The organism is Streptomyces sp. NBC_00354 (genome assembly GCF_036106915.1).
Lineage (GTDB): Bacteria > Actinomycetota > Actinomycetes > Streptomycetales > Streptomycetaceae > Streptomyces.
Genome location: NZ_CP107983.1, coordinates 5405210 through 5425564, shown reverse-complemented (window position 1 = coordinate 5425564; position 20355 = coordinate 5405210). Strand labels below are relative to the sequence as shown.

General features: G+C 72.4%; 18 protein-coding genes and 1 pseudogene. 13 read left to right on the top strand and 6 right to left on the bottom strand.

What is annotated here, in order from left to right:
• Window positions 1-139 precede the first annotated feature (139 nt).
• Window positions 140-736: a GntR family transcriptional regulator gene (locus tag OHT74_RS24850; protein ID WP_328621430.1), complete on the bottom strand. Its 597-nt coding sequence runs from the start codon at window positions 734-736 to the stop codon at window positions 140-142.
• 162 nt (window positions 737-898) lie between these two features.
• Between OHT74_RS24850 and OHT74_RS24845 the strand changes: the two are divergent.
• Both OHT74_RS24845 and OHT74_RS24840 read left to right on the top strand, forming a co-directional pair.
• A pseudogene (locus OHT74_RS24845) lies at window positions 899-1284 on the top strand (recombinase family protein).
• Window positions 1277-2923, top strand: a complete 1647-nt coding sequence (locus OHT74_RS24840; RefSeq protein WP_328621429.1) for a transposase — start codon at window positions 1277-1279, stop codon at window positions 2921-2923. Before OHT74_RS24845 ends, OHT74_RS24840 begins: the two are co-directional and overlap by 8 nt.
• A gap of 6 nt (window positions 2924-2929) precedes the next feature.
• Here OHT74_RS24840 and OHT74_RS24835 read toward each other — a convergent pair whose 3' ends face one another.
• Together OHT74_RS24835 and speB are read right to left on the bottom strand one after the other, a co-directional pair.
• Entirely contained in the window at window positions 2930-4615 is a 1686-nt protein-coding gene (locus OHT74_RS24835; RefSeq protein ID WP_328621428.1) for a thiamine pyrophosphate-binding protein, read from the bottom strand.
• A 40-nt stretch (window positions 4616-4655) separates the two neighbouring features.
• Entirely contained in the window at window positions 4656-5633 is a 978-nt protein-coding gene (speB, locus tag OHT74_RS24830; protein ID WP_266666864.1) for an agmatinase, read from the bottom strand.
• Between the two features lie 116 nt (window positions 5634-5749).
• On the opposite strand from speB, the gene OHT74_RS24825 reads away from it, so the two are divergent.
• From OHT74_RS24825 to OHT74_RS24800, 6 genes are all read left to right on the top strand, one after another.
• Window positions 5750-7228: a PucR family transcriptional regulator gene (locus OHT74_RS24825; protein WP_328621427.1), complete on the top strand. Its 1479-nt coding sequence runs from the start codon at window positions 5750-5752 to the stop codon at window positions 7226-7228.
• Window positions 7229-7359: 131 nt separating this feature from the next.
• On the top strand, window positions 7360-7683 hold the full coding sequence (locus tag OHT74_RS24820; RefSeq protein ID WP_266666860.1) for a hypothetical protein: 324 nt from the start codon (window positions 7360-7362) through the stop codon (window positions 7681-7683).
• Between the two features lie 176 nt (window positions 7684-7859).
• Window positions 7860-9017, top strand: a complete 1158-nt coding sequence (locus OHT74_RS24815; protein ID WP_266666858.1) for an acyl-CoA dehydrogenase family protein — start codon at window positions 7860-7862, stop codon at window positions 9015-9017.
• 35 nt (window positions 9018-9052) lie between these two features.
• Window positions 9053-9931, top strand: a complete 879-nt coding sequence (gene tesB, locus OHT74_RS24810) for an acyl-CoA thioesterase II (protein WP_266629104.1) — start codon at window positions 9053-9055, stop codon at window positions 9929-9931.
• Window positions 9932-10000: 69 nt separating this feature from the next.
• A complete protein-coding gene (locus tag OHT74_RS24805; RefSeq protein ID WP_328621426.1) occupies window positions 10001-10489 on the top strand; it encodes a hypothetical protein in 489 nt (162 codons plus the stop codon).
• A gap of 22 nt (window positions 10490-10511) precedes the next feature.
• Entirely contained in the window at window positions 10512-11489 is a 978-nt protein-coding gene (locus OHT74_RS24800) for a cation diffusion facilitator family transporter (protein ID WP_328621425.1), read from the top strand.
• On the opposite strand, the gene OHT74_RS24795 is transcribed toward OHT74_RS24800, so the two are convergent.
• On the bottom strand, window positions 11486-11959 hold the full coding sequence (locus OHT74_RS24795) for a MarR family winged helix-turn-helix transcriptional regulator (RefSeq protein ID WP_266666852.1): 474 nt from the start codon (window positions 11957-11959) through the stop codon (window positions 11486-11488). The two genes, OHT74_RS24800 and OHT74_RS24795, sit on opposite strands and share 4 nt — an antisense overlap.
• A gap of 79 nt (window positions 11960-12038) precedes the next feature.
• Here OHT74_RS24795 and OHT74_RS24790 point away from each other — a divergent pair, with 79 nt between their 5' ends.
• Window positions 12039-12899: an SDR family NAD(P)-dependent oxidoreductase gene (locus tag OHT74_RS24790; protein WP_328621424.1), complete on the top strand. Its 861-nt coding sequence runs from the start codon at window positions 12039-12041 to the stop codon at window positions 12897-12899.
• A 48-nt stretch (window positions 12900-12947) separates the two neighbouring features.
• Here OHT74_RS24790 and OHT74_RS24785 read toward each other — a convergent pair whose 3' ends face one another.
• Together OHT74_RS24785 and OHT74_RS24780 are read right to left on the bottom strand one after the other, a co-directional pair.
• Window positions 12948-13769, bottom strand: a complete 822-nt coding sequence (locus OHT74_RS24785; RefSeq protein ID WP_328623382.1) for a phosphatase — start codon at window positions 13767-13769, stop codon at window positions 12948-12950.
• A 56-nt stretch (window positions 13770-13825) separates the two neighbouring features.
• The gene (locus tag OHT74_RS24780) at window positions 13826-14404 is read right to left on the bottom strand and encodes an SACE_7040 family transcriptional regulator (RefSeq protein ID WP_266666848.1); all 579 of its coding nucleotides are present in this window, start codon (window positions 14402-14404) and stop codon (window positions 13826-13828) included.
• 99 nt (window positions 14405-14503) lie between these two features.
• Here OHT74_RS24780 and OHT74_RS24775 point away from each other — a divergent pair, with 99 nt between their 5' ends.
• The 4 genes from OHT74_RS24775 to OHT74_RS24760 are packed head-to-tail and all read left to right on the top strand — an operon-like array spanning window position 14504 to window position 20316.
• Window positions 14504-16120 (top strand): carboxyl transferase domain-containing protein, encoded by a 1617-nt coding sequence (locus tag OHT74_RS24775; protein ID WP_328621423.1) that lies wholly within the window; start codon window positions 14504-14506, stop codon window positions 16118-16120.
• A 23-nt stretch (window positions 16121-16143) separates the two neighbouring features.
• The gene (locus OHT74_RS24770) at window positions 16144-18216 is read left to right on the top strand and encodes an acetyl/propionyl/methylcrotonyl-CoA carboxylase subunit alpha (RefSeq protein WP_266666844.1); all 2073 of its coding nucleotides are present in this window, start codon (window positions 16144-16146) and stop codon (window positions 18214-18216) included.
• Between the two features lie 11 nt (window positions 18217-18227).
• On the top strand, window positions 18228-19148 hold the full coding sequence (locus tag OHT74_RS24765) for a hydroxymethylglutaryl-CoA lyase (protein ID WP_266673022.1): 921 nt from the start codon (window positions 18228-18230) through the stop codon (window positions 19146-19148).
• A gap of 7 nt (window positions 19149-19155) precedes the next feature.
• Window positions 19156-20316, top strand: a complete 1161-nt coding sequence (locus OHT74_RS24760) for an acyl-CoA dehydrogenase family protein (protein WP_266666842.1) — start codon at window positions 19156-19158, stop codon at window positions 20314-20316.
• The last annotated feature ends 39 nt before the right edge of the window (window positions 20317-20355 follow it).

Genomic DNA, 20355 nt, shown 5'->3' with positions numbered 1-20355 from the left:
CTCTGCCGCCGCCACGTGACGCCTCCCCGTTGATCCTGTCCTGCCGCCTCCCCCAACGCCGCGACCGGCGGATTTCATCCCCCGGCAACAATCGCACCGGCGTTCGCACCGGGCGAGCGCGCTTCACCCGACCGGGGGACTACGGCGCGTCGAACTCGTACTCGAGTACGTATGCGGAGGCATCGAGGACCATCTCGTCGACCTCGACCGCGCGCCCGTCGGCGGCGAAGGCGGTACGGCAGACCAGCACCACCGGGGTCCCGGCCGCCAGGCCGAGCCGCTCGGTCTCCTCCGGGGACGGCATCCGCGACCGGAGCTCCTCGCGGAACCGCACGGGCTCGTACCCCAGCTCGGCGAGCCGCGCGTAGATCCCGCCGGGCCCGCTGTCGGGCTCCGCGATGGGCGTACCGGCGACGAGGACGGCGTCGAGGTAGGACGTGGCGAGCAGCACGGGCTTCCCGTCGAGCAGGAGCCTCCGGCGCCGGACGCAGGCCGACGCCCCCTCGGCGAGTCCCAGCACGGCCGAGACGGCCGCCGGTGCGGGCTCGTCCCCGACGGAGAGGAACTCGACGGCGGGTTCCCGGCCCTCGGTGTCGCCCTCCCGGACGGAGCTCCCCGCACCCCGCACCCCGACGGCCGGCCGCTGGATCCCGCGCCGCCGCAGGATGGGCCCGGAGCCTTCGCGTGCCTCGGCCGGCTCCTCGGCGCGGAGCCGTCCGTCGCCCTCACCCGGCATACGGATCCTCCCTGATCACCCCTGGATGGATCTGGACATCTCCGGACATCCTAGGCAGAAGATCGGAAGGGCGCTCCGATTCGGGGGCGGTGGACTGCTGCCGTGTTGGTTCACTCTTGTGAGTTATGGTGCGTTTGGGTGAGTGTCGTTACGGTCGTGTGAATGAACCTCAAGGAGTGGGCGAAGGCGCAGGGTGTGCATCCGCAGACTGCGTATCGCTGGTTCCGTGAGGGCACTTTGCCGGTGTCGGCCCAGAGGGTCGGGACGCGCGTGATCCTGGTGAATGTGGAGGCCGGCACCGCTCCTGAAGCGGTTGGTGGTCTTGGGCTGTATGCCCGTGTCTCCTCTCACGACCAGAATTCGGATCTGGAACGCCAGGTCGCCAGGCTGTCGGCGTGGGCTGCGAAGGCCGGTCATCGGGTTGTGCGGGTCGAGTCCGAGTGCGGGACGTGGTGGAGGTGCTGACCTCGTTCTGCGCCCGTCTGTACGGGCGGCGCTCCGCGAAGAACCGGGCCCGGAGGGCGCTCGAGGCGGCCGAACATGGCTGAGCCCAAGAAGCAGCTCCGCGCCATCGACGCGCCGTTCGTGGCGCTCGGCCCGTCCGGTGTCGCGGTACGCGACCGCCTCAAGGGCTTGACCGCGCAGGACGAGACGGTTCTGCGTGGCGTGGGGGAGCACTTGGGTGTTCTCGCGTCCCGTGACCTCAAGCGGTGGTGCGCGGAAGGGCTGGAGCACTGCACGGACACGTGGGCGGCCCGGAAGCGGGCGCTGACAGCCGAGTCGTCTTCTCGCTGGGCCGGGTCGATCACGAAGGCCACCCATGATCAGTGGGCGCTGTCCCGCCGTTGTCAGCTCGCGCACATCCAGAACCTTGAGGCCGGTGTCCGCACGCTGACGCACCGCCTGTCCCAGCCCATTGGGGAGAAGGGCAGCAAGCGGGCACCGGGCGGATACCGCTCCAAGGGCGAGTGGTTCCACAAATCCCGGCGTCTGCACATCCTGGAGCACCGTCTCGACGTCGCCCGGGCCGACCGGGAGAACGGCGTCGTGCACATCGTGCGCGGCGGCCGGCGGTTGCTCAACAACCGGCACAACCTCGAAGCAGCGCAGCTCACCGAGGACGAGTGGCGGCAGCGGTGGGAAGCAGAACGCTGGTTTATGGCCGCTGACGGCGAGTCCGGCAAACGCTTCGGCAACGAGACCATCCGAGTCACCCCCGGCGGTGAGGTGTCGGTCAAGCTGCCCGCGCCGCTGACACACCTGGCGAACGCGAAGCATGGCCGGTACGTCCTGACCTCCCGCATCGCTTTCGCGCACCGGGGCCAGGAATGGCGGGACCGGATCGACGGCAACCGGGCCGTCGCCTACCGCATCCACTACGACGTCCCGCGCGGGCGCTGGTACCTCACCGCATCCTGGCAACGCCGCGTGGTCCAGACGATGCCGCTGGAGACGGCCCGGGACAAGGGCCTGATCGGGGTGGACACCAACGCTGACCATTTCGCCGCCTACCGGCTCGATGCCCACGGCAACCCGACCGGCGAACCGCGCCGCTTCTCCTACGACCTCAGCGGGTCGGCGGACCACCGGGACGCGCAGATCCGGCACGCCATCACCCAGGTACTGCACTGGGCCAAGCGGGTAGGCGTCGCTGCGATCGCGATCGAGGACCTGGACTTCCAGACGGAGAAGACCCGCGAGAAGCACGGCCGCAAGAAGCGGTTCCGGCAGCTCATCTCCGGTATCCCCACCGGCAGGCTCAAGGCCCGACTCGTCTCCATGGCTGCCGAGACCGGCCTTGCGATCGTCGCGGTCGATCCCGCCTACACCTCTATGTGGGGCGATCAGCACTGGCGCAAGCCGCTGGCCACCTCACGACGCAAGATGTCCCGTCACGATGCCGCTGGTATCGCGATCGGACGACGCGCCCTCGGGCACCCGATCCAGCGACGGACGGCACCGCCCCACGACGACCAGAGTGATCGTCGCGGGCATCGGACCGTCCAGGCCGACCATGGTGCCCAAGGGCGTGAGGGAACCCGCCGCCCCGTCACGGAGCGTGCACACGATGCACGTGCCCGAACGGGGACAAGACAAAGAACGCGGGCGACCAGTGCATCCAAAACCGTCCGGGATGCGCGCAGTGCCAGGACGTGGGTCCAAGACTCACTCCTGCTCACTGATTAGGAACGGTCAGAGGTGCGTCGGAGCGAACATTTTGAGCGTGGCCGGGAGGAGCAGGAGCGTCGGGCCCGGGGTGTCGAGGGACTTGGCCAGGTCCTCGCGGAGGGTTTCCGGAGAAGTCACGGCCGCCGGGACGCCGAAGGACCGGGCCAGGGCCACGAAGTCCGGGCGCGTGAGTTCCGTGCCCGTCGTGCGGCCCTCGAAGGAGTCCGTCATGTACTCGCGCAGAATGCCGTAGCCGCCGTCGTCCACGATCAGCCAGGTCACGTCCAGATCGTGCTGCTTCGCCGTCGCCAGGTCGGCGATCGAGTACATCGCGCCGCCGTCGCCCGAGACGGCCAGGACCGGGGTGTCCGGTTCCGCGATGCAGGCGCCGAGGGCCGCCGGGAAGGCGTAGCCGAGGCCGCCCGCGCCCTGGGCCGAGTGCATCGTGTTGGGGTGCTTCGCGTCGAACGCCGACCAGGCCCAGTAGGACAGGATCGTCATGTCCCAGAAGGAAGGGGAGCGGGCGGGGAGCGCCGCGCGGATCGAAGCGAGGAGTTGGCGCTCCAGAGTCACGTCCTGGCCGGCGAGTCGCGTTTCGATCTCCGACAGGACCATCCGGACGCGCTCCGGCGCTTGGGCGTCCTCGCGTTCCGGGACCGTTTCCAGGAGGGCCTGGAGGGCGAGGCGGGCGTCCGCGTGGATGCCGAGGGCTGCGTGGTTGGACTCCAGCTTGCCGAGGTCCGCCTCGATCTGGACGACCCGGCCCGTCGGGAAGAACGTGTGGTAGTTCGAACTCAGTTCGCCCAGGCCGGAGCCGACGACCAGGAGTACGTCCGCGTCCTCGAGGAAGTCCGTCATGTGGCGGTCCTCCAGCCAGGACTGGAGGGACAGCGGGTGCGTCCACGGGAAGGCGCCCTTGCCGCCGAAGGTGGTGACCACCGGGGCGTTGAGGCGTTCGGCCAGCTGCCGGAGCTTTCCTGCCGCGTCCGAACGGATGACCCCGCCGCCCGCGATGATCACCGGGCGGGAGGCCCGCCCCAGCCAGTGCGCCGCGAGAGCGGTGAGCTCGGGGCGCGGGGCGAGCTCGTGCGGGGTCGCGTCCACGCCCGTGACCTGGGGGATCACCGTTTCGGCGCGGAGGACGTCCTCCGGGATCTCCACCCAGACCGGGCCGTGCGGAGTCGTCAGCGCCGATTCCCAGGCCTCCGCGATCACGGAGGGGATCTGCGACGGGGTGCGGGCCGTGTGGACCGACTTCACCACGTCCCGGAACGACGCCGACTGGTCCCGCAGCTCGTGCAGGTGCCCCCGCCTGCCGCCGCCCAGGCCCGCAACCGGGACCTGCGAGGCGATGGCGAGGACCGGCGCCGATGCGGCGGCAGCCTCCGCCAGGGCCGGCAGGGCCATCAGCGCACCCGGCCCGGTGGAGAGCAGGAGGGGGACCGCCTCGCCGGTGATGCGGCCGTACGCGTCGGCCGCGAACCCGGCGTTGTTCTCCGTCCGCAGCCCGATCAGCCGCAGGTCGGAGCGCCCCACCGCGTCGAAGACGCCGAGTGCGTGCTGCCCCGGCAGCCCGAACACGGTGGTCGCGCCGAGCGAGCGCAGCGTCTCCACGACCAGGTCCCCGCCCGTCCGCCCCGGCGGCGGCGCGAGCGCGGCCGCCGTCTGGGCCTCGGTGGGACGGAGAACCAGGTCGTGGTCGTGCGTCACGTGCGCTTACTCGCCCTTCATCGGTTCTTGCTTCGCCGCCTTACTTCGCCTTCGCGGCAGCGATCTGGCGGCTCATGATCGTGGTCAGCTCGTACGCGGTGTGCGAGGCCGCGACCGAGGTGATCTCGGCGTGATCGTACGCCGGGGCGACCTCGACGACGTCCGCCGAGACCAGGTTGCAGGAGGACAGGCCCCGGATGATCTCCAGCAGCTCGCGGGAGGTCATGCCGCCCGCCTCCGGGGTGCCGGTGCCGGGCGCGTGCGCCGGGTCCAGCACGTCGATGTCGATCGAGATGTACAGCGGGCGGTCGCCGATGCGCTGGCGCAGCTGGTCCGCGACCTCGTCGGCGCCGCGGCGGTAGACGTCGGCCGAGGTCACGATGCCGAAGCCCATCTTGGCGTCGTCGTCGAGGTCCTGCTTGCCGTAGAGCGGGCCGCGCGTGCCGACGTGGGAGAGCGCCTCGGTGTCGAGGATCCCCTCCTCCACGGCGCGGCGGAACGGCGTGCCGTGCGTGTACTCGGCGCCGAAGTACGTGTCCCAGGTGTCCAGGTGCGCGTCGAAGTGCAGCAGCGCCACCGGGCCGTGCTTCTTGGCGACGGAGCGGAGCAGCGGGAGGGCGATGGTGTGGTCGCCGCCCAGGGTCATCAGGCGGGAGCCGGCGCCGAGCAGTTCGTCGGCGGCCGCCTCGACCGTCTCGACGGCCTCGTTGATGTTGAAGGGGTTCACCGCGATGTCACCGGCGTCCGCCACCTGGGCGAGCGCGAACGGGGAGGCGTCCTGCGCCGGGTTGTACGGACGCAGCAGACGGGAGGCCTCGCGGATGGCGTTGCCGCCGAAGCGGGCACCGGGGCGGTACGAGACACCCGAGTCGAACGGCACGCCGACGACGGCGACGTCCGCCGAGCCGACCTCGTCCAGGCGCGGCAGCCGGGCGAAGGTCGCGGGGCCCGCGTAGCGCGGGATGCGGGAGGAGTCGACCGGTCCGCGCGGCGTCTGCTCGGTGCGCTCGTTGCTCATCGGGGTGTGCCCTTCTGGAGGTCCTACGGTGCGGTCCTTCGAGCGTAAGCGGCGGGTACCGGGGCGCGAAGTGTACGTTTTATCCACCGAGCGACCTCGAACTGTACGGAGCATCCATGCCGAAGCCTGCCGGGGCCGACAGCCCGCCCACGCCCGCGGTCGGGCTCGGCGTGCTGCTCGCCGACCAGGCGCTGGACCTGCGGCTGGTCGCCGGGCCGGAGCAGGCGGAGGTGCACGGGGTGCACGCCTCGGAGATGGCGGACCCGTCCCCCTACCTCCTGGGCGGCGAGCTGCTCCTCACGGCGGGGGCGGGGCTGACGGAGCCGGGGGCCGGCCCGGCCGACGCGACGGGCGCGACGGACGCGACGGGCGCGACGGACGCGGGCGACGCGACCCATGCCGCCGACGCCGCCGACGCGTACGTGCGGCGACTGGTCGGCTCGGGGGTGGCCGCGCTCGGGTTCGGGGTGGCGCCGCTGCACGCGGAGGTGCCCCCGGAGCTCGTCCGGGCGAGTGCCCGGCACGGGCTGCCGCTGCTCGAGGTCCCGCCGCAGACCCGGTTCACGGCCGTCGCCCGCGCCGTCTGGCGCCTCATGGCCGAAGCGCGGACCCGCGAGCTGCGCCGGGTCACCGAAGCCCAGCAGGCCCTCGCCGCCGCGGCCGCCCGCCCCGATCCGGTCCCGGCGGTGCTGGCCCGCCTCGCGGCGAGCCTCGGCGGACACGTACGGCTGTGGCCGGACGGCCGGGCCGCGGGCAGCCCGCCGCCTCCGGAGGCCGGGGCCGTACCCGCGGCCCTCGACGCACTGCTGGCCCGCGTCGGCCGCGCCGAAGGTCCCGCGACCGCCACCGACCAGGCCGACGGCTGGCACCTGGCCGCCTACGCCCTCGGCCGCCACGCCGCGCTCGGCACGGCCACTCCGGCGCGGACCCCCGGCGACCACACCGTCGCCTCGGTCGCCGCCGTCCTGCTGGCCCTGCTCACCGCCGACCGGCCGGCCGGGGCCGAGGCCGCCGCGCTGGCCCGGCTGCTGCTGGGCGGCTCCCCCGCCGAGGCGCTGGCCGGGCCCGGGCCCTGGTACGCCGTCCACGCCCGCGGCGGCGCCGACCCGCAGGGCCTCGCCGCCGCGCTGGGCACCGTACTGCTGGACCCGGCCGGTCCGGCCGTACGGCTCCTCACCGACCGGGAGCCCTCCGCGCAGCCCGGGTGGCGGCTCGGGGTGAGCGCCCCGGCCGCGCCCGACACCCTGGCCACCGCCGACACGCAGGCCCGCCGGGCGCTGGAGCGGGCGGAGGCGGCACGTACCCCGCTGGTCCGGCACACCGGCGCGGGGCTCGGCGCCCTGGTGGACCCCGCCGAGGCCCGCGCCCACGCCGAGGCCCTGCTCGCCCCGCTGCCCCCGGCCCACCGGGAGACCCTGCGCGTCTGGCTGGCGCACCACGGCAGCTGGGACCGGACGGCCGCGGCCCTGGGCGTCCACCGCAACACCGTCCGCCAGCGCATCGCCCGTGCCGGCGCCCTGCTCCGCAGCGACCTCGACGACCCGGACACCCGGATGGAGCTGTGGTTCGCGCTGACCCGGGACACCGGGGTCTGACGGGCACCGGCCGGGGACGGCTGCGCCGTACGGATGGACTCGGGCCGTACGGCGGCGGGTGCGGTGCCTCGCGGTGCGCGGCGGCCTACGTTCGCACTGTTCCCCCACCCCCTCCTCGAAAGGCACTACTCGTGCGATCGATCCGCCTCGCCCTGACCGCTCTCGCCGCCGGCGGCGTCATCCTGGCCGGTGCGTCCGCCGCCTCCGCCGACGACAACTTCGTCGTGTACGCGCCGATCGAGAGCACGTACTCGATCGTGTTCGGCGACCTGACCCAGCTGGCCGGCGACGACGTGTTCAACGCCGGACGCGACAACACGGTCGGCTCCCACAACGGCGCAGCGCCGACCGGCGACATCGGCATGGCCGGGCTGCCCGGGACCCAGGTCCTGAGCAACGAGGCCCTGATGCAGGGCGCCGCCGGCCAGTGGACCGGCAGCATGCTCGGCAAGTAGGCCCGGGCACCGGGTGTGGTGTCCGGCGGCCCGCACGACAGGGCCGTCGGACATCACACCCGGTCCCCCTCCCCGACTCTGGACAGCCCGCCCAACCCACGGGTAACTTAATAGTCTGAGCAAGCGCTTAGACACGGCGCGACAGCGCGACGGGCGACAGGATCGAGGAGGCGGCTGTGCGCCGTACCGTTTTCAACGAGGACCACGAGGCGTTCCGCGAGACCATCCGCGCCTTCATAGAGGCCGAGGTCGTCCCCGTCTACGACGAGTGGTTCGCTGCCGGCCAGGCCCCGCGCGACTTCTACTACAAGCTCGGCGAGCTGGGCGTCTTCGGCATCAACGTCCCCGAGGAGTTCGGCGGCGCCGGCCTGGACACCCACAAGTTCGAGGCCGTCCTGTACGAAGAGACCTCCCGCGCGGGCGTGAACTTCGGCGGCTCCGGCGTGCACGTGCTGCTCGCCCTCCCCTACATCAAGATGCTGGCCGACGACGAGCAGAAGAAGCGCTACCTGCCGAAGTTCGTCTCCGGCGAGGAGATGTGGGCCCTCGCGATGACCGAGCCGGGCACCGGCTCCGACGTCGCGGGCATGAAGACCACCGCCAAGCTCTCCGAGGACGGCACGCACTACGTCCTCAACGGCTCCAAGACCTTCATCACCGGCGGCGTGCACGCCGACCGTGTGATCGTCTGCGCCCGCACCGCCGCACCGCGCGAGGACGACCGCCGCTACGGCATCTCCCTGTTCGCCGTGGACACCAAGTCCGAGGGCTACTCCATCGGCCGCAAGCTCGACAAGCTCGGCCTGCGCACCTCCGACACGGCCGAGCTGGCCTTCGTCGACGTCAAGGTCCCGGTCGAGGACCTGCTCGGCGAGGAGGGCAAGGGCTTCTACTACCTCGGCCACAACCTGGCCTCCGAGCGCTGGGGCATCGCGTTCGGTGCGTACGCCCAGGCCGCCGCGGCCGTCCGGTTCGCCCAGCAGTACGTCACCGACCGCACCGTCTTCGGCAAGCCGGTCGCGCACTTCCAGAACACCAAGTTCGAGCTGGCCGCCTGCCAGGCCGAGGTGGACGCGGCCCAGGCCGTCGCGGACCGCGCCCTGGAGGCCCTGGACGCCGGCGAGCTGACCCCCGCCGAGGCCGCCTCCGCGAAGCTGTTCTGCACCGAGGTCGCGCACCGGGTGATCGACCGCTGCCTCCAGCTGCACGGCGGCTACGGCTACATGAACGAGTACCCGATCGCCCGTCTGTACGCCGACAACCGCGTCAACCGCATCTACGGCGGCACCAGCGAGATCATGAAGTCCATCATCGCCAAGTCGATGGGCCTCTAAGGGCCCTTCGGGACAAGGGACTTACCCTTCCCCTCATGAACGAGGCACTGACGACGCTCCTCGATCTGCTCGACCTCGAGCAGATCGAGGAGAACATCTTCCGCGGTACCAGCCGTTCGGCGCTGGTACCGCGCGTCTTCGGCGGACAGGTCGCGGCCCAGGCCCTGGTCGCGGCCGGCCGTACCGTTCCCGAGGACCGCACCGCGCACTCGCTGCACTCGTACTTCCTGCGCGCCGGGGACCCGGGCGCGCCGATCGTGTACGCGGTCGACCGGATCCGCGACGGGCGCTCCTTCACCACCCGCCGGGTCGTCGCCGTCCAGCACGGCCAGCCGATCTTCCACCTCTCCGCGTCCTTCCAGACGTACGAGGAGGGCCTCGACCACCAGGTCGCGATGCCGGACGCGCCCGATCCGGAGACCCTGCCGACGGCCGCCGAGTCCCTGCCCGCGTACCGGGAGATCTTCCGCGACCCGGGCACGGTGGAGCGGCTGATCGAGGCGCGCGGCGCGGTGGACCTGCGGTACGCGACCGTCCCGCCCTGGGGCAGCGTCGGCGAGCCGGTCGAGCCGCGCTCGCAGGTGTGGTTCCGTACGGCCGGCAAGCTGGAGAGCGACGACGCGCTCCTGCACACCTGCCTGGCCACGTACGTCTCGGACATGACCCTGCTCGACTCGGTGCTGCTCGCGCACGGCCGGGGCGGGTGGGCCGTCGGCGACGTCGTCGGCGCCTCGCTGGACCACGCGATGTGGTTCCACAGGCCGTTCCGCGCCGACGAGTGGCTGCTCTACGACCAGGAGTCCCCGTCGGCGGCCGCCGGGCGCGGCCTCGGGCAGGCCCGCATCTGGACGCAGGACGGGCGGCTCGCCGTGACCGTCATCCAGGAGGGCGTGGTGCGCGTCCCGCGCGCCTGACCCCGGATCACGACGTGGGCTCGGCCACAGTGCGGAACTGACCGCGCGGGCGGGGCGTCGGCTGGAAGCATGATCGCTTTGCTCTTCACCCTCGCCCTGGTCTCCCCGTTCGTGGGTGTCCTGATCCTCGGGCGGCTCGCCGTCCACCTGGTGGTCACGGTCCGGCGGCGCTCCGCCCCGGACCTGCTCGGCGCGGGCACCTTCCTGCTGGCCGCCCTCCTCGCCCTGTGCGCCGCGGGCTCGGTCTACATCTGGGGCGTGTCGTACGGGGTGTACGTCCTCGATCCCGACGAGGTGTGCGGGTACGCCCAGTGGGGCGAGCACGAGAAGACGGTCGTCTGGGAATCGTCGTTCCCGCTCTCCGTCCACTGCGCCGACCACCCCGGGGATCCGGGCGGGCGACAGCTGATCCCCGACTGGGTGAACCCGGCCTTCGTGGCCGCCGCCGTGACCGCCGCGGCCTGCACGTGCGCGGCGCCGTTCGCGGCCCTGCTGCGGCGCAAGGCGCTCGGGGGCCGGACGGCGGTCCCGTCGGGTGTCGCTGACCCCTCGGCCTGAGCGTCGGCCCTACCGTCACCTCATGCCCGAGGAATCCGAAAGCGTCGGTACGGTCGTCGTCGCCGTGGTCACCAATCTGGGGATCGCGGCGGCCAAAGCGTTCGGCGGCATCGTCAGCGGGTCGAGCGCGATGCTGTCGGAGGCCGCGCACTCGGTGGCCGACACGGTGACGGAGGTCCTGCTGCTGACCGCACTGAAGCGGAGCGCACGGCCCGCGGACGAGGCCCACCCGCTGGGCTACGGGCCGGAGCGGTACATCTGGGCGCTGCTCGCGTCGATCGCGACGTTCGCCGGCGGCGCGGTGTTCGCCGTGTACGACGGGATCCACACGCTGGTGCAGGGCGAGGAGCCGGGCGACCCCGCGCTCTCGTACGTGATCCTCGCCGTGGCGTTCGTACTGGAGGGCTATTCGCTGCTGGTGGCCTGGCGGCAGATGCGGGGCGAGGCGGCCCGGATGCGGGCCCCGCTGGGCGTGTACGTGAAGCACACCCCGGACACGGCGGTGAAGGCGGTGCTGCTGGAGAACGTGGCCGCGCTGATCGGGCTCGTCCTGGCGGCGGGCGGCCTGCTGGGGGCGCAGCTCACCGGGTCGGGGGTGCCCGACGGGATCGCGTCGCTGCTGATCGGGCTGCTGCTGGTGGCGGTGGCGTGGGAGCTGGGCCGCTCGAACGCCCAGTACCTGATCGGGCGGCCGCTGCCTGCGGCGATGCGGGCCGAGGTGCGGGAGGAGCTGCTGACCGTGCTGCACATCGAGGGCGTGCTGGAGCTGACGACGCTGGTGCAGGGGCCGTCGGAGGTGCTGATCGCGGCGAAGATCGACTTCCACGACCTGGCATCGGCCCGGCAGGTGGAGGCGGCGTGCGAGGACGCGGAGGACCAGCTGCGGGAGCGGTGGCCGGCCATCCGCCGGGTGTACCTGGACCCGACGCCCGGCCCCGGCCCCGACGCCGGCCCCGACGCCGGCCCGGACGCCGGCCCGGACGCCGAGGTCCGGCCCTAGGGCTGCTGTTCGTTCTCCGGGCGGGCCTTGAGTTTGGCCCAGATCGCCTCCAGTGCGGCTATGTCCGCGGCGTCGAGGCGGTCGTCGAAGACCTCGGCGAGGGCCTCGCGGCGGGTGGCGTCGGCTTCCGCGAAGGCGCGGCGGCCCGCCTCGGTGAGGGCGATCCCCACGGACCGGGCGTCCGTCGGGGACGGGACCCGTTCGACCAGGCCGCGGGCCCGGAGCGAATCGGCGACGCGGGAGACCTGGCTGCGGCTGAGCAGGGTCCTGGCACCCAGCTCCGAGGGCGCGACCGGCTCCTGCTGGACGCTCAGCCACAGCATGACCTCGAACCACGACAACGGCAGGTCGTGGCGGCGTGTGAGCACCTGGTCGACCCGGGCGGTGAGGGTGGTTCCGGCCCAGACCAAGCCGTAGAAGGCGTGGTCGCGGGGGGTGAGACCGTCCAAGTTGAGATTCGTGTGCGCCATACAGGAAGGATACCGGGTTGCGTGCACACGCACACATCGTTAATGTGTGTGTGCACGCACAAATCTAAAGGAGCCTTCAATGAGCACCAACACCGCCGCCAAGACCGTCCTCATCACCGGCACCTCCTCCGGCATCGGCCTGGCCGCCGCGGTCGCCGCCGCCCAGGCCGGCTGGCACACCGTCGCCACCATGCGGGACACCACCCGCGCCGACGCCCTGAACAAGGCCGCCGCCGTAGCCGGCGTCGCCGAGCTCGTCCAGGTCAAGCGGCTCGACGTGACCGACGCCGAGTCCGTGGCCGCGTGCGTGGCCGAGGTCGTCGCCGAACACGGGCACCTCGACGCTGTCGTGAACAACGCGGGCGCCGGCTTCGTGGGCACGATCGAGCAGCACGGCATGGAGCAGCTGCGGAACGTCATGGAGGTCAACTTCTTCGGCGTGGCCGAGCTCACCCGGGCGGCGCTCCCGCACCTGCGCGCCTCGGGCGGCCGGGTCATCACCGTGACGAGCGTCGGCGGCATGATCGGCCAGCCGTTCAACGAGTCCTACTGCGCGGCCAAGTTCGCCGTCGAGGGCTTCATGGAGTCCCTGGCTCCGGTCGCCGCGTCCGCGGGCGTCCAGGTGGCCGTCGTCGAACCGGGCGCCGTAGCCAGCGAGTTCGTGAACAACGTCGGGCTCGACATCCCGGCGCTGACCGCCCAGGTGGGTCCGTACGCCCCGGCGCTGCAGGGCTACATCAACCACGTCCTGGAGGTCTTCGGCAGCGACACCGCCCAGACCTCGGAGCAGGCGGCGGCGCCGGTCATCGAGGCGCTGACCGCCGAGAAGATGCCGTTCCGGATCCAGACCTCCGACTGGGCCCGCGACTTCGTGGGCATGAAGCTCGCCGACCTCGACGGCTCGGCCGTCCAGACGGAGATGACCGGCTGGCTGCGATAGCCCGACCGCGAACGCCGGCGGGGCCGGGACGAAGCCCCGCCGCGCAGGCTAGCGCAGGCCCGCCGCCGACAGCAGGTACGCCACCATCGGGTCGTAGAAGCGCGGGTCGCGGACGTGGTCGTCGAGCGGGACCGCCACCTGGAGGGTGCCCTCCGCCTCGCCCAGGAACAGCGCGGGGTCGTTGCAGTCCGCGTACCCCACCGCGTCCAGCCCGCGTTGCGCCGCGCACCCCGCCCAGCCGTGGTCGGCGACGACCAGGTCCGGCTGGGGGCGGTTCGCCGCCGCCAGGCCGTCCAGGATCGCGGCCATCGGCTCCGGGGAGTGCGTGTGCCACAGCGTGGCCCCGCGCTCCAGCACGGCGACGTCCGCGAACTGCCACACCGAGCCCTCGTCCGCGACCAGGCCGGGCGGGATCACCACGATCTCGCAGCCCGCGGCGCGCAGCGCGGCCGCCGTCGCCCGGTGGACGTCCAGCAGGCCGCCCGGGTGCCCCGTGGCCAGCAGCACGCTCTGCCGGTCCAGGGCCGCCTTGCGCAGCCGCGCCGCCATCCGGTCCAGGCCGGACACCGTCAGCTCCGGGTCGATCGTGTCCTGACCGAACCGGTACGCGGCGTCGTCGACGACCCCGCACCGCTCCGCCATCACGGCGAGCACGTCCTGCTCGTCCGCCCAGCGGTCGCCCAGCTCCAGGCCCAGCCAGTAGTGCCGGTCGCCGTTGGCGAGCTTGCGGTAGTGCGACAGGTTGTTCTCACGGGGCGTGGCGACCTGGCCCGAGATCCGGGTGCGGACCAGGTGGTCGACGAGTTCGGCGCGGCTCGGCGGTTCAACTGACAGGGCGGGCGTCTCTATCGGCTTCGGCATGCGGCCCATTCTGCCGCCGCCGGGCCGCAGGCGCCGGTTCCATTCCGACCAGCGGACGCGTCGTGTCACCCCGACAGCGCCCCGAACGCCCCGTGCGCCAGGCGCCGCAGCAGCGATTCCGTCGCCTCCCGGCCGAGCGCCGCCAGGTGCGGGGTGGAGTTGAGCAGGCCGAAGACGGCGTGGACGGACACCCGCACCTCCGCCTCGCCGACCTCCGGGTGCAGTTCCCGTACGACCTCCACCCACAGCTCCACGTACTTGCGCTGGAGCTGCCGTACGAGCTTGCGGTCGGTCTCCCGCAGCCGGTCCAGCTCCCGGTCGTGCAGGGTGATCAGCGCCCGGTCGTCGAGGGCGAAGTCGATGTGGCCGTCGATGAGCGAGGCCAGTACGCCCTCCGGGTCGCCCGCGGCCTCGGCCACCCGGTGGCGGCCGCCGGTCAGCAGCCGCTCGCTGATCCCGACCAGCAGCTCGGCGAGCATGGCGTCCTTGCCCGCGAAATGGCGGTACAGGCCGGGGCCACTGATGCCCACGGCGGCCCCTATCTCGTCCACGCCGACGCCGTGGAACCCGCGCTCGGCGAAGAGGCGGGCGGCCTCACTGAGGATCTGCTCGCGACGGGTCGGGGCAGCGGCTCTGGTGCTCATGGGAATCCATTCTAGACAGGGCCGTTAGCGCTCGTTAACCTAGGCGGTACATGCGTTAACGCTCATTAACAGCGTGCACCGAGCAAGGGAGCTCGACCGATGCAGCAGGCACCAGTGCTGACGAGCGCCGCGGACCCGGCGTCCGAGGCCTGGCGGACCAACGAGGCCGCCCACCGCGAGCTCGCCGAGGGGCTGCGGGCCCGGCTCGAAGCGGCCCGGCTCGGCGGCGGCGAGAAGGCCCGCGCCCGCCACACCGCCCGCGGGAAGCTGCTCCCACGCGACCGCGTGGACGCCCTCCTGGACCCCGGGTCCCCCTTCCTGGAGCTGGCCCCGCTGGCCGCCGAGGGCATGTACGGGGGCGCGGCCCCGGCCGCCGGAGTCATCGCAGGCATCGGCCGGGTCAGCGGCCGCGAGTGCGTGATCGTCGCGAACGACGCCACCGTCAAGGGCGGCACGTACTACCCGATGACCGTGAAGAAGCACCTCCGCGCCCAGGAGGTGGCCCTGGAGAATCGTCTCCCCTGCCTCTACCTGGTCGACTCGGGCGGCGCCTTCCTCCCCATGCAGGACGAGGTCTTCCCCGACCGGGAGCACTTCGGCCGCATCTTCTACAACCAGGCGCGCATGTCCGGCGCCGGCATCCCGCAGATCGCCGCCGTCCTCGGCTCCTGCACGGCGGGCGGCGCGTACGTCCCGGCGATGAGCGACGAGGCCGTCATCGTCCGCGGCCAGGGCACCATCTTCCTCGGCGGCCCGCCGCTGGTGAAGGCCGCCACCGGCGAGGTGGTCACGGCCGAGGAGCTCGGCGGCGGCGAGGTCCACTCCCGGGTCTCGGGCGTCACCGACCACCTCGCGGAGGACGATGCGCACGCGCTGCGGATCGTACGGAACATCGTGGCGACCCTGCCGGAGCGCCAGGCCCTGCCCTGGTCGGTCGAGGCGCCGGAAGAGCCGAAGGTGGACCCGTACGGGCTGTACGGCGCGGTCCCGGTCGACTCGCGCACCCCGTACGACGCCCGCGAGATCATCGCCCGCATCGTGGACGGGTCCCGCTTCCAGGAGTTCAAGTCGGAGTTCGGGCAGACGCTCGTCACCGGTTTCGCCCGGATCCACGGCCACCCGGTCGGGATCGTCGCCAACAACGGCATCCTGTTCTCCGAATCCGCCCAGAAGGGCGCGCACTTCATCGAGCTGTGCGACCAGCGCGGGATCCCGCTCCTCTTCCTCCAGAACATCTCGGGCTTCATGGTCGGCCGCGACTACGAGGCCGGCGGCATCGCCAAGCACGGCGCCAAGATGGTCACGGCCGTGGCCTGCACCCGGGTCCCGAAGCTGACCGTGGTCGTCGGCGGCTCGTACGGCGCGGGCAACTACTCGATGTGCGGGCGGGCCTACTCGCCCCGCTTCATGTGGATGTGGCCCAACGCCAAGATCTCGGTGATGGGCGGCGAGCAGGCCGCCTCCGTACTGGCCACGGTCAAGCGGGACCAGATCGAGGGCGCCGGCCAGGAGTGGCCGCTCGAGGACGAGGAGTCCTTCAAGGCCCCGGTCCGCGCGCAGTACGAGGAGCAGGGCAACGCCTACTACGCCACCGCGCGACTGTGGGACGACGGGGTCATCGACCCGATGGAGACCCGGCAGGTGCTGGGACTGGCCCTGACCGCGTGCGCGAACGCCCCGCTGGGCGACGCGGGCTTCGGCATCTTCCGAATGTGACGTGTGACGTGAGGACTTCTTCGATGTTCAGCACTGTTCTGGTCGCGAACCGGGGCGAGATCGCGGTCCGGGTCATCCGCACGCTGCGGGAGCTCGGGGTGCGGTCCGTGGCCGTCTTCAGCGACGCGGACGCGGACGCACGGCACGTACGGGAGGCCGACACGGCCGTCCGGATCGGCCCGGCGGCGGCCGCCGAGAGCTACCTGTCGGTGGAGCGGCTCCTCGACGCGGCCCGCCGCACGGGGGCCGAGGCCGTCCACCCCGGCTACGGCTTCCTCGCGGAGAACGCGGCCTTCGCGGCCGCCTGCGCGGAGGCGGGCCTGGCCTTCATCGGGCCGCCGGCCTCGGCGATCTCCCTGATGGGCGACAAGATCCGCGCCAAGGAGACCGTGAAGGCGGCCGGGGTCCCGGTCGTGCCCGGCTCCTCGGGCAGCGGCCTGTCGGACGCCGAACTCGTCGCGGCCGCCGAGGAGATCGGCATGCCGGTGCTGCTGAAGCCCTCGGCGGGCGGCGGCGGCAAGGGCATGCGGCTGGTCCGCGACGCCGGCCTGCTGGGCGAGGAGATCGCGGCGGCCCGCCGCGAGGCCCGCTCCTCGTTCGGCGACGACACGCTGCTCGTGGAGCGGTGGGTGGACCGGCCGCGGCACATCGAGATCCAGGTGCTGGCGGACGCGCACGGGAACGTGGTGCACCTGGGCGAGCGCGAGTGCTCGCTGCAGCGGCGCCACCAGAAGGTGATCGAGGAGGCCCCGTCGGTCCTGCTCACGCCGGAACTGCGGGCCTCGATGGGCGCGGCGGCGGTGGAGGCGGCGCGCTCGTGCGGGTACGTCGGCGCGGGCACGGTGGAGTTCATCGTCCCGGGCGGGGACCCGTCCTCGTACTACTTCATGGAGATGAACACCCGGCTCCAGGTGGAGCACCCGGTGACGGAGCTGATCACCGGGCTGGACCTGGTGGAACAGCAGCTGCGGGTCGCCTCCGGCGCCGAGCTGGGCTTCGACCAGTCCGGGGTCCGGCTGACCGGGCACGCGATCGAGGCCCGCGTCTGCGCGGAGGACCCGGCGCGGGGGTTCCTGCCGTCCGGCGGTACGGTCCTCGCGCTGTCCGAGCCGTCGGGTGGCTCTGTCCGTACGGACTCCGGCCTGACGGCGGGGGTGGACACCGGGTCGACGTACGACCCGATGCTGTCGAAGGTGATCGCGTACGGTCCGGACCGGGCCGCTGCCCTCCGGGTGCTGCGCAGTGCCCTCGCCGACACCGTGATCCTGGGCGTCCAGACCAACACCGGTTTCCTGCGGAGGCTGTTGGCGCACCCGGACGTGGTGTCCGGGGACCTGGACACCGGGCTGGTGGAGCGGGACCTGGCCGGCATGCTGCCGGAGGGCGTCCCGCCGGAGGTGTACGCCACGGCTGCGCTGCTGGCCAAGGACGGTGCGGCAGCGGCCGTGGACGGGTGGGTCGACCCGTTCGGGGCGGCCGACGGCTGGCGCCTCGGCGGTACCCCCGCCTGGACGGTCCACCACTTCCGTCTCCCGGGCCAGGACCCGATCATCATCCGCACCCGCCCCTCGGGCACCCAGACGGAGCTCCTGCTCACCGACGACGGGGACGATGCAGCCCCGCCGGCGAACGAGGCGCGGGGTCCGGGGCAGGGCCCCGGCGCACCGGCCCGCGGGCGGATCGTGGCCCGGACCGCCGACCGCGTCACCGTCGAGCTGGACGGGGTCACCCACACCTTCAGCCACGCCCGCTCCCCCGAGGGGACCTGGCTCGGCCGCGACGGCGACTCCTGGCACGTCCAGACCCACGACCCCGTCACGGCGAAGGGCGCGGCCGGCGCCGGCGCCGACACTCTCGCCGCCCCCATGCCCGGCACCGTCACCGTCGTCAAGGTCGCCGTCGGCGACCACGTCGTCGCCGGGCAGAGCCTGCTCGTCGTCGAGGCGATGAAGATGGAGCACGTCATCTCCGCCCCCCACTCCGGCACGGTCACCGAGCTGGACGTCTCCCCCGGCACGACCGTCGCCATGGACCAGGTCCTGGCCGTCGTCACCCCGGACGAGGAAGAGGAAAAGGAAGAAGGGGAGGCCAAGTGAACGGGCTGCCCATGACCGTCCCGGCCCCCGAGCTGCCGGCCCGCGTCCGCATCCACGAGGTCGGCGCCCGCGACGGGCTGCAGAACGAGAAGACGGCCGTACCCACCCACGTCAAGGCCGAGTTCATCCACCGGCTGGCCGCGGCCGGGCTGACCACCGTCGAGGCAACCAGCTTCGTGCACCCCAAGTGGGTGCCCCAGCTGGCGGACGCCGAGGAGCTGTTCCCGCAGCTCCGGGACCTGGCCGGGGTCCACCTCCCCGTCCTGGTCCCCAACGAGCGCGGGCTCGACCGCGCCCTGGCCCTCGGCGCGGGCCGCATCGCGGTCTTCGGCTCGGCGACCGAGACCTTCGCCTCGCGCAACCTCAACCGGACCGTCGCCGAGTCCCTCGCCATGTTCGAGCCCGTCGTGGCCCGCGCCAAGGAGGGCAAGGCGCATGTCCGCGGCTATCTCTCCATGTGCTTCGGCGACCCCTGGGAGGGCCCCGTCCCGGTCCACCAGGTGGTCCGCGTGGCCAAGGCCCTGCTCGACCTCGGCTGCGACGAGCTCAGCCTCGGCGACACCATCGGCGTCGCCACCCCGGGCCACGTCCAGACCCTGCTCAGCGAGCTCAACGAGGAGGGCGTGCCGACCGACCGGATCGGCGTGCACTTCCACGACACCTACGGCCAGGCCCTGTCCAACACCCTCGCCGCGCTCCAGCACGGAGTGACGACCGTCGACGCCTCCGCAGGCGGCCTCGGCGGCTGCCCGTACGCGAAGAGCGCCACCGGCAACCTCGCCACCGAGGACCTGGTGTGGATGCTCGACGGCCTCGGCATCGAGACAGGCGTCGACCTGGCCGCCCTCACCGCCACGAGCGTGTGGATGGCCGAACAGCTGGGACGCCCCAGCCCCTCCCGTACCGTCCGCGCCCTCTCCCACAAGGAGTAACGAAGACATGCCCCTCGACCACCGGCTCACCCCCGAGCACGAGGAACTCCGCCGTACCGTCGAGGCGTTCGCGCACGACGTCATCGCCCCCAAGATCGGCGACCTGTACGAGCGGCACGAGTTCCCGTACGAGATCGTCCGCGAGATGGGCCGCATGGGCCTGTTCGGCCTGCCCTTCCCGGAGGAGTACGGCGGCATGGGCGGCGACTACCTCGCCCTCGGCATCGCCCTGGAGGAGCTGGCCCGCGTCGATTCCTCGGTCGCCATCACCCTGGAGGCGGGCGTCTCGCTGGGCGCCATGCCCCTCTACCTCTTCGGTACCGAGGAGCAGAAGCAGCAGTGGCTGCCGAAGATGTGCGCCGGCGAGGTGCTCGGCGCCTTCGGCCTGACGGAGCCGGACGGCGGCTCCGACGCCGGCGGTACCCGGACGACGGCCGTCAAGGACGGCGACGAGTGGGTCATCAACGGCTCGAAGTGCTTCATCACCAACTCCGGTACGGACATCACCGGTCTGGTCACCGTCACCGCCGTGACCAGCCGCAAGGCGGACGGCCGCCCGGAGATCTCCTCGATCATCGTCCCGTCCGGCACCCCCGGCTTCACGGTGGCCGCCCCGTACTCCAAGGTCGGCTGGAACGCGTCGGACACCCGCGAGCTGGCGTTCGACAACGTACGGGTGCCGCTGGCCAACCTGGTCGGCCAGGAGGGCCGCGGCTACGCCCAGTTCCTGCGGATCCTCGACGAGGGCCGCATCGCGATCTCGGCGCTCGCCACGGGCCTCGCGCAGGGCTGCGTGGACGAGTCGGTGAAGTACGCGAAGGAGCGCAAGGCGTTCGGCCGGCCCATCGGCGACAACCAGGCCATCCAGTTCAAGCTGGCGGACATGGAGATGCGCGCCCACATGGCGCGGATCGGCTGGCGTGACGCGGCCTCCCGCCTCGTGGCCGGGGAGCCGTTCAAGAAGGAGGCGGCGATCGCGAAGCTGTACTCCTCGACGGTCGCCGTCGACAACGCGCGTGAGGCCACCCAGATCCACGGCGGCTACGGGTTCATGAACGAGTACCCGGTGGCGCGCATGTGGCGGGATTCCAAGATCCTGGAGATCGGCGAGGGCACCAGCGAGGTGCAGCGCATGCTCATCGCCCGTGAGCTGGGCTTCGCCGGCTAGGCACCGCAGATCGCAGTACGCACGAGGGGGCCCTGAGGA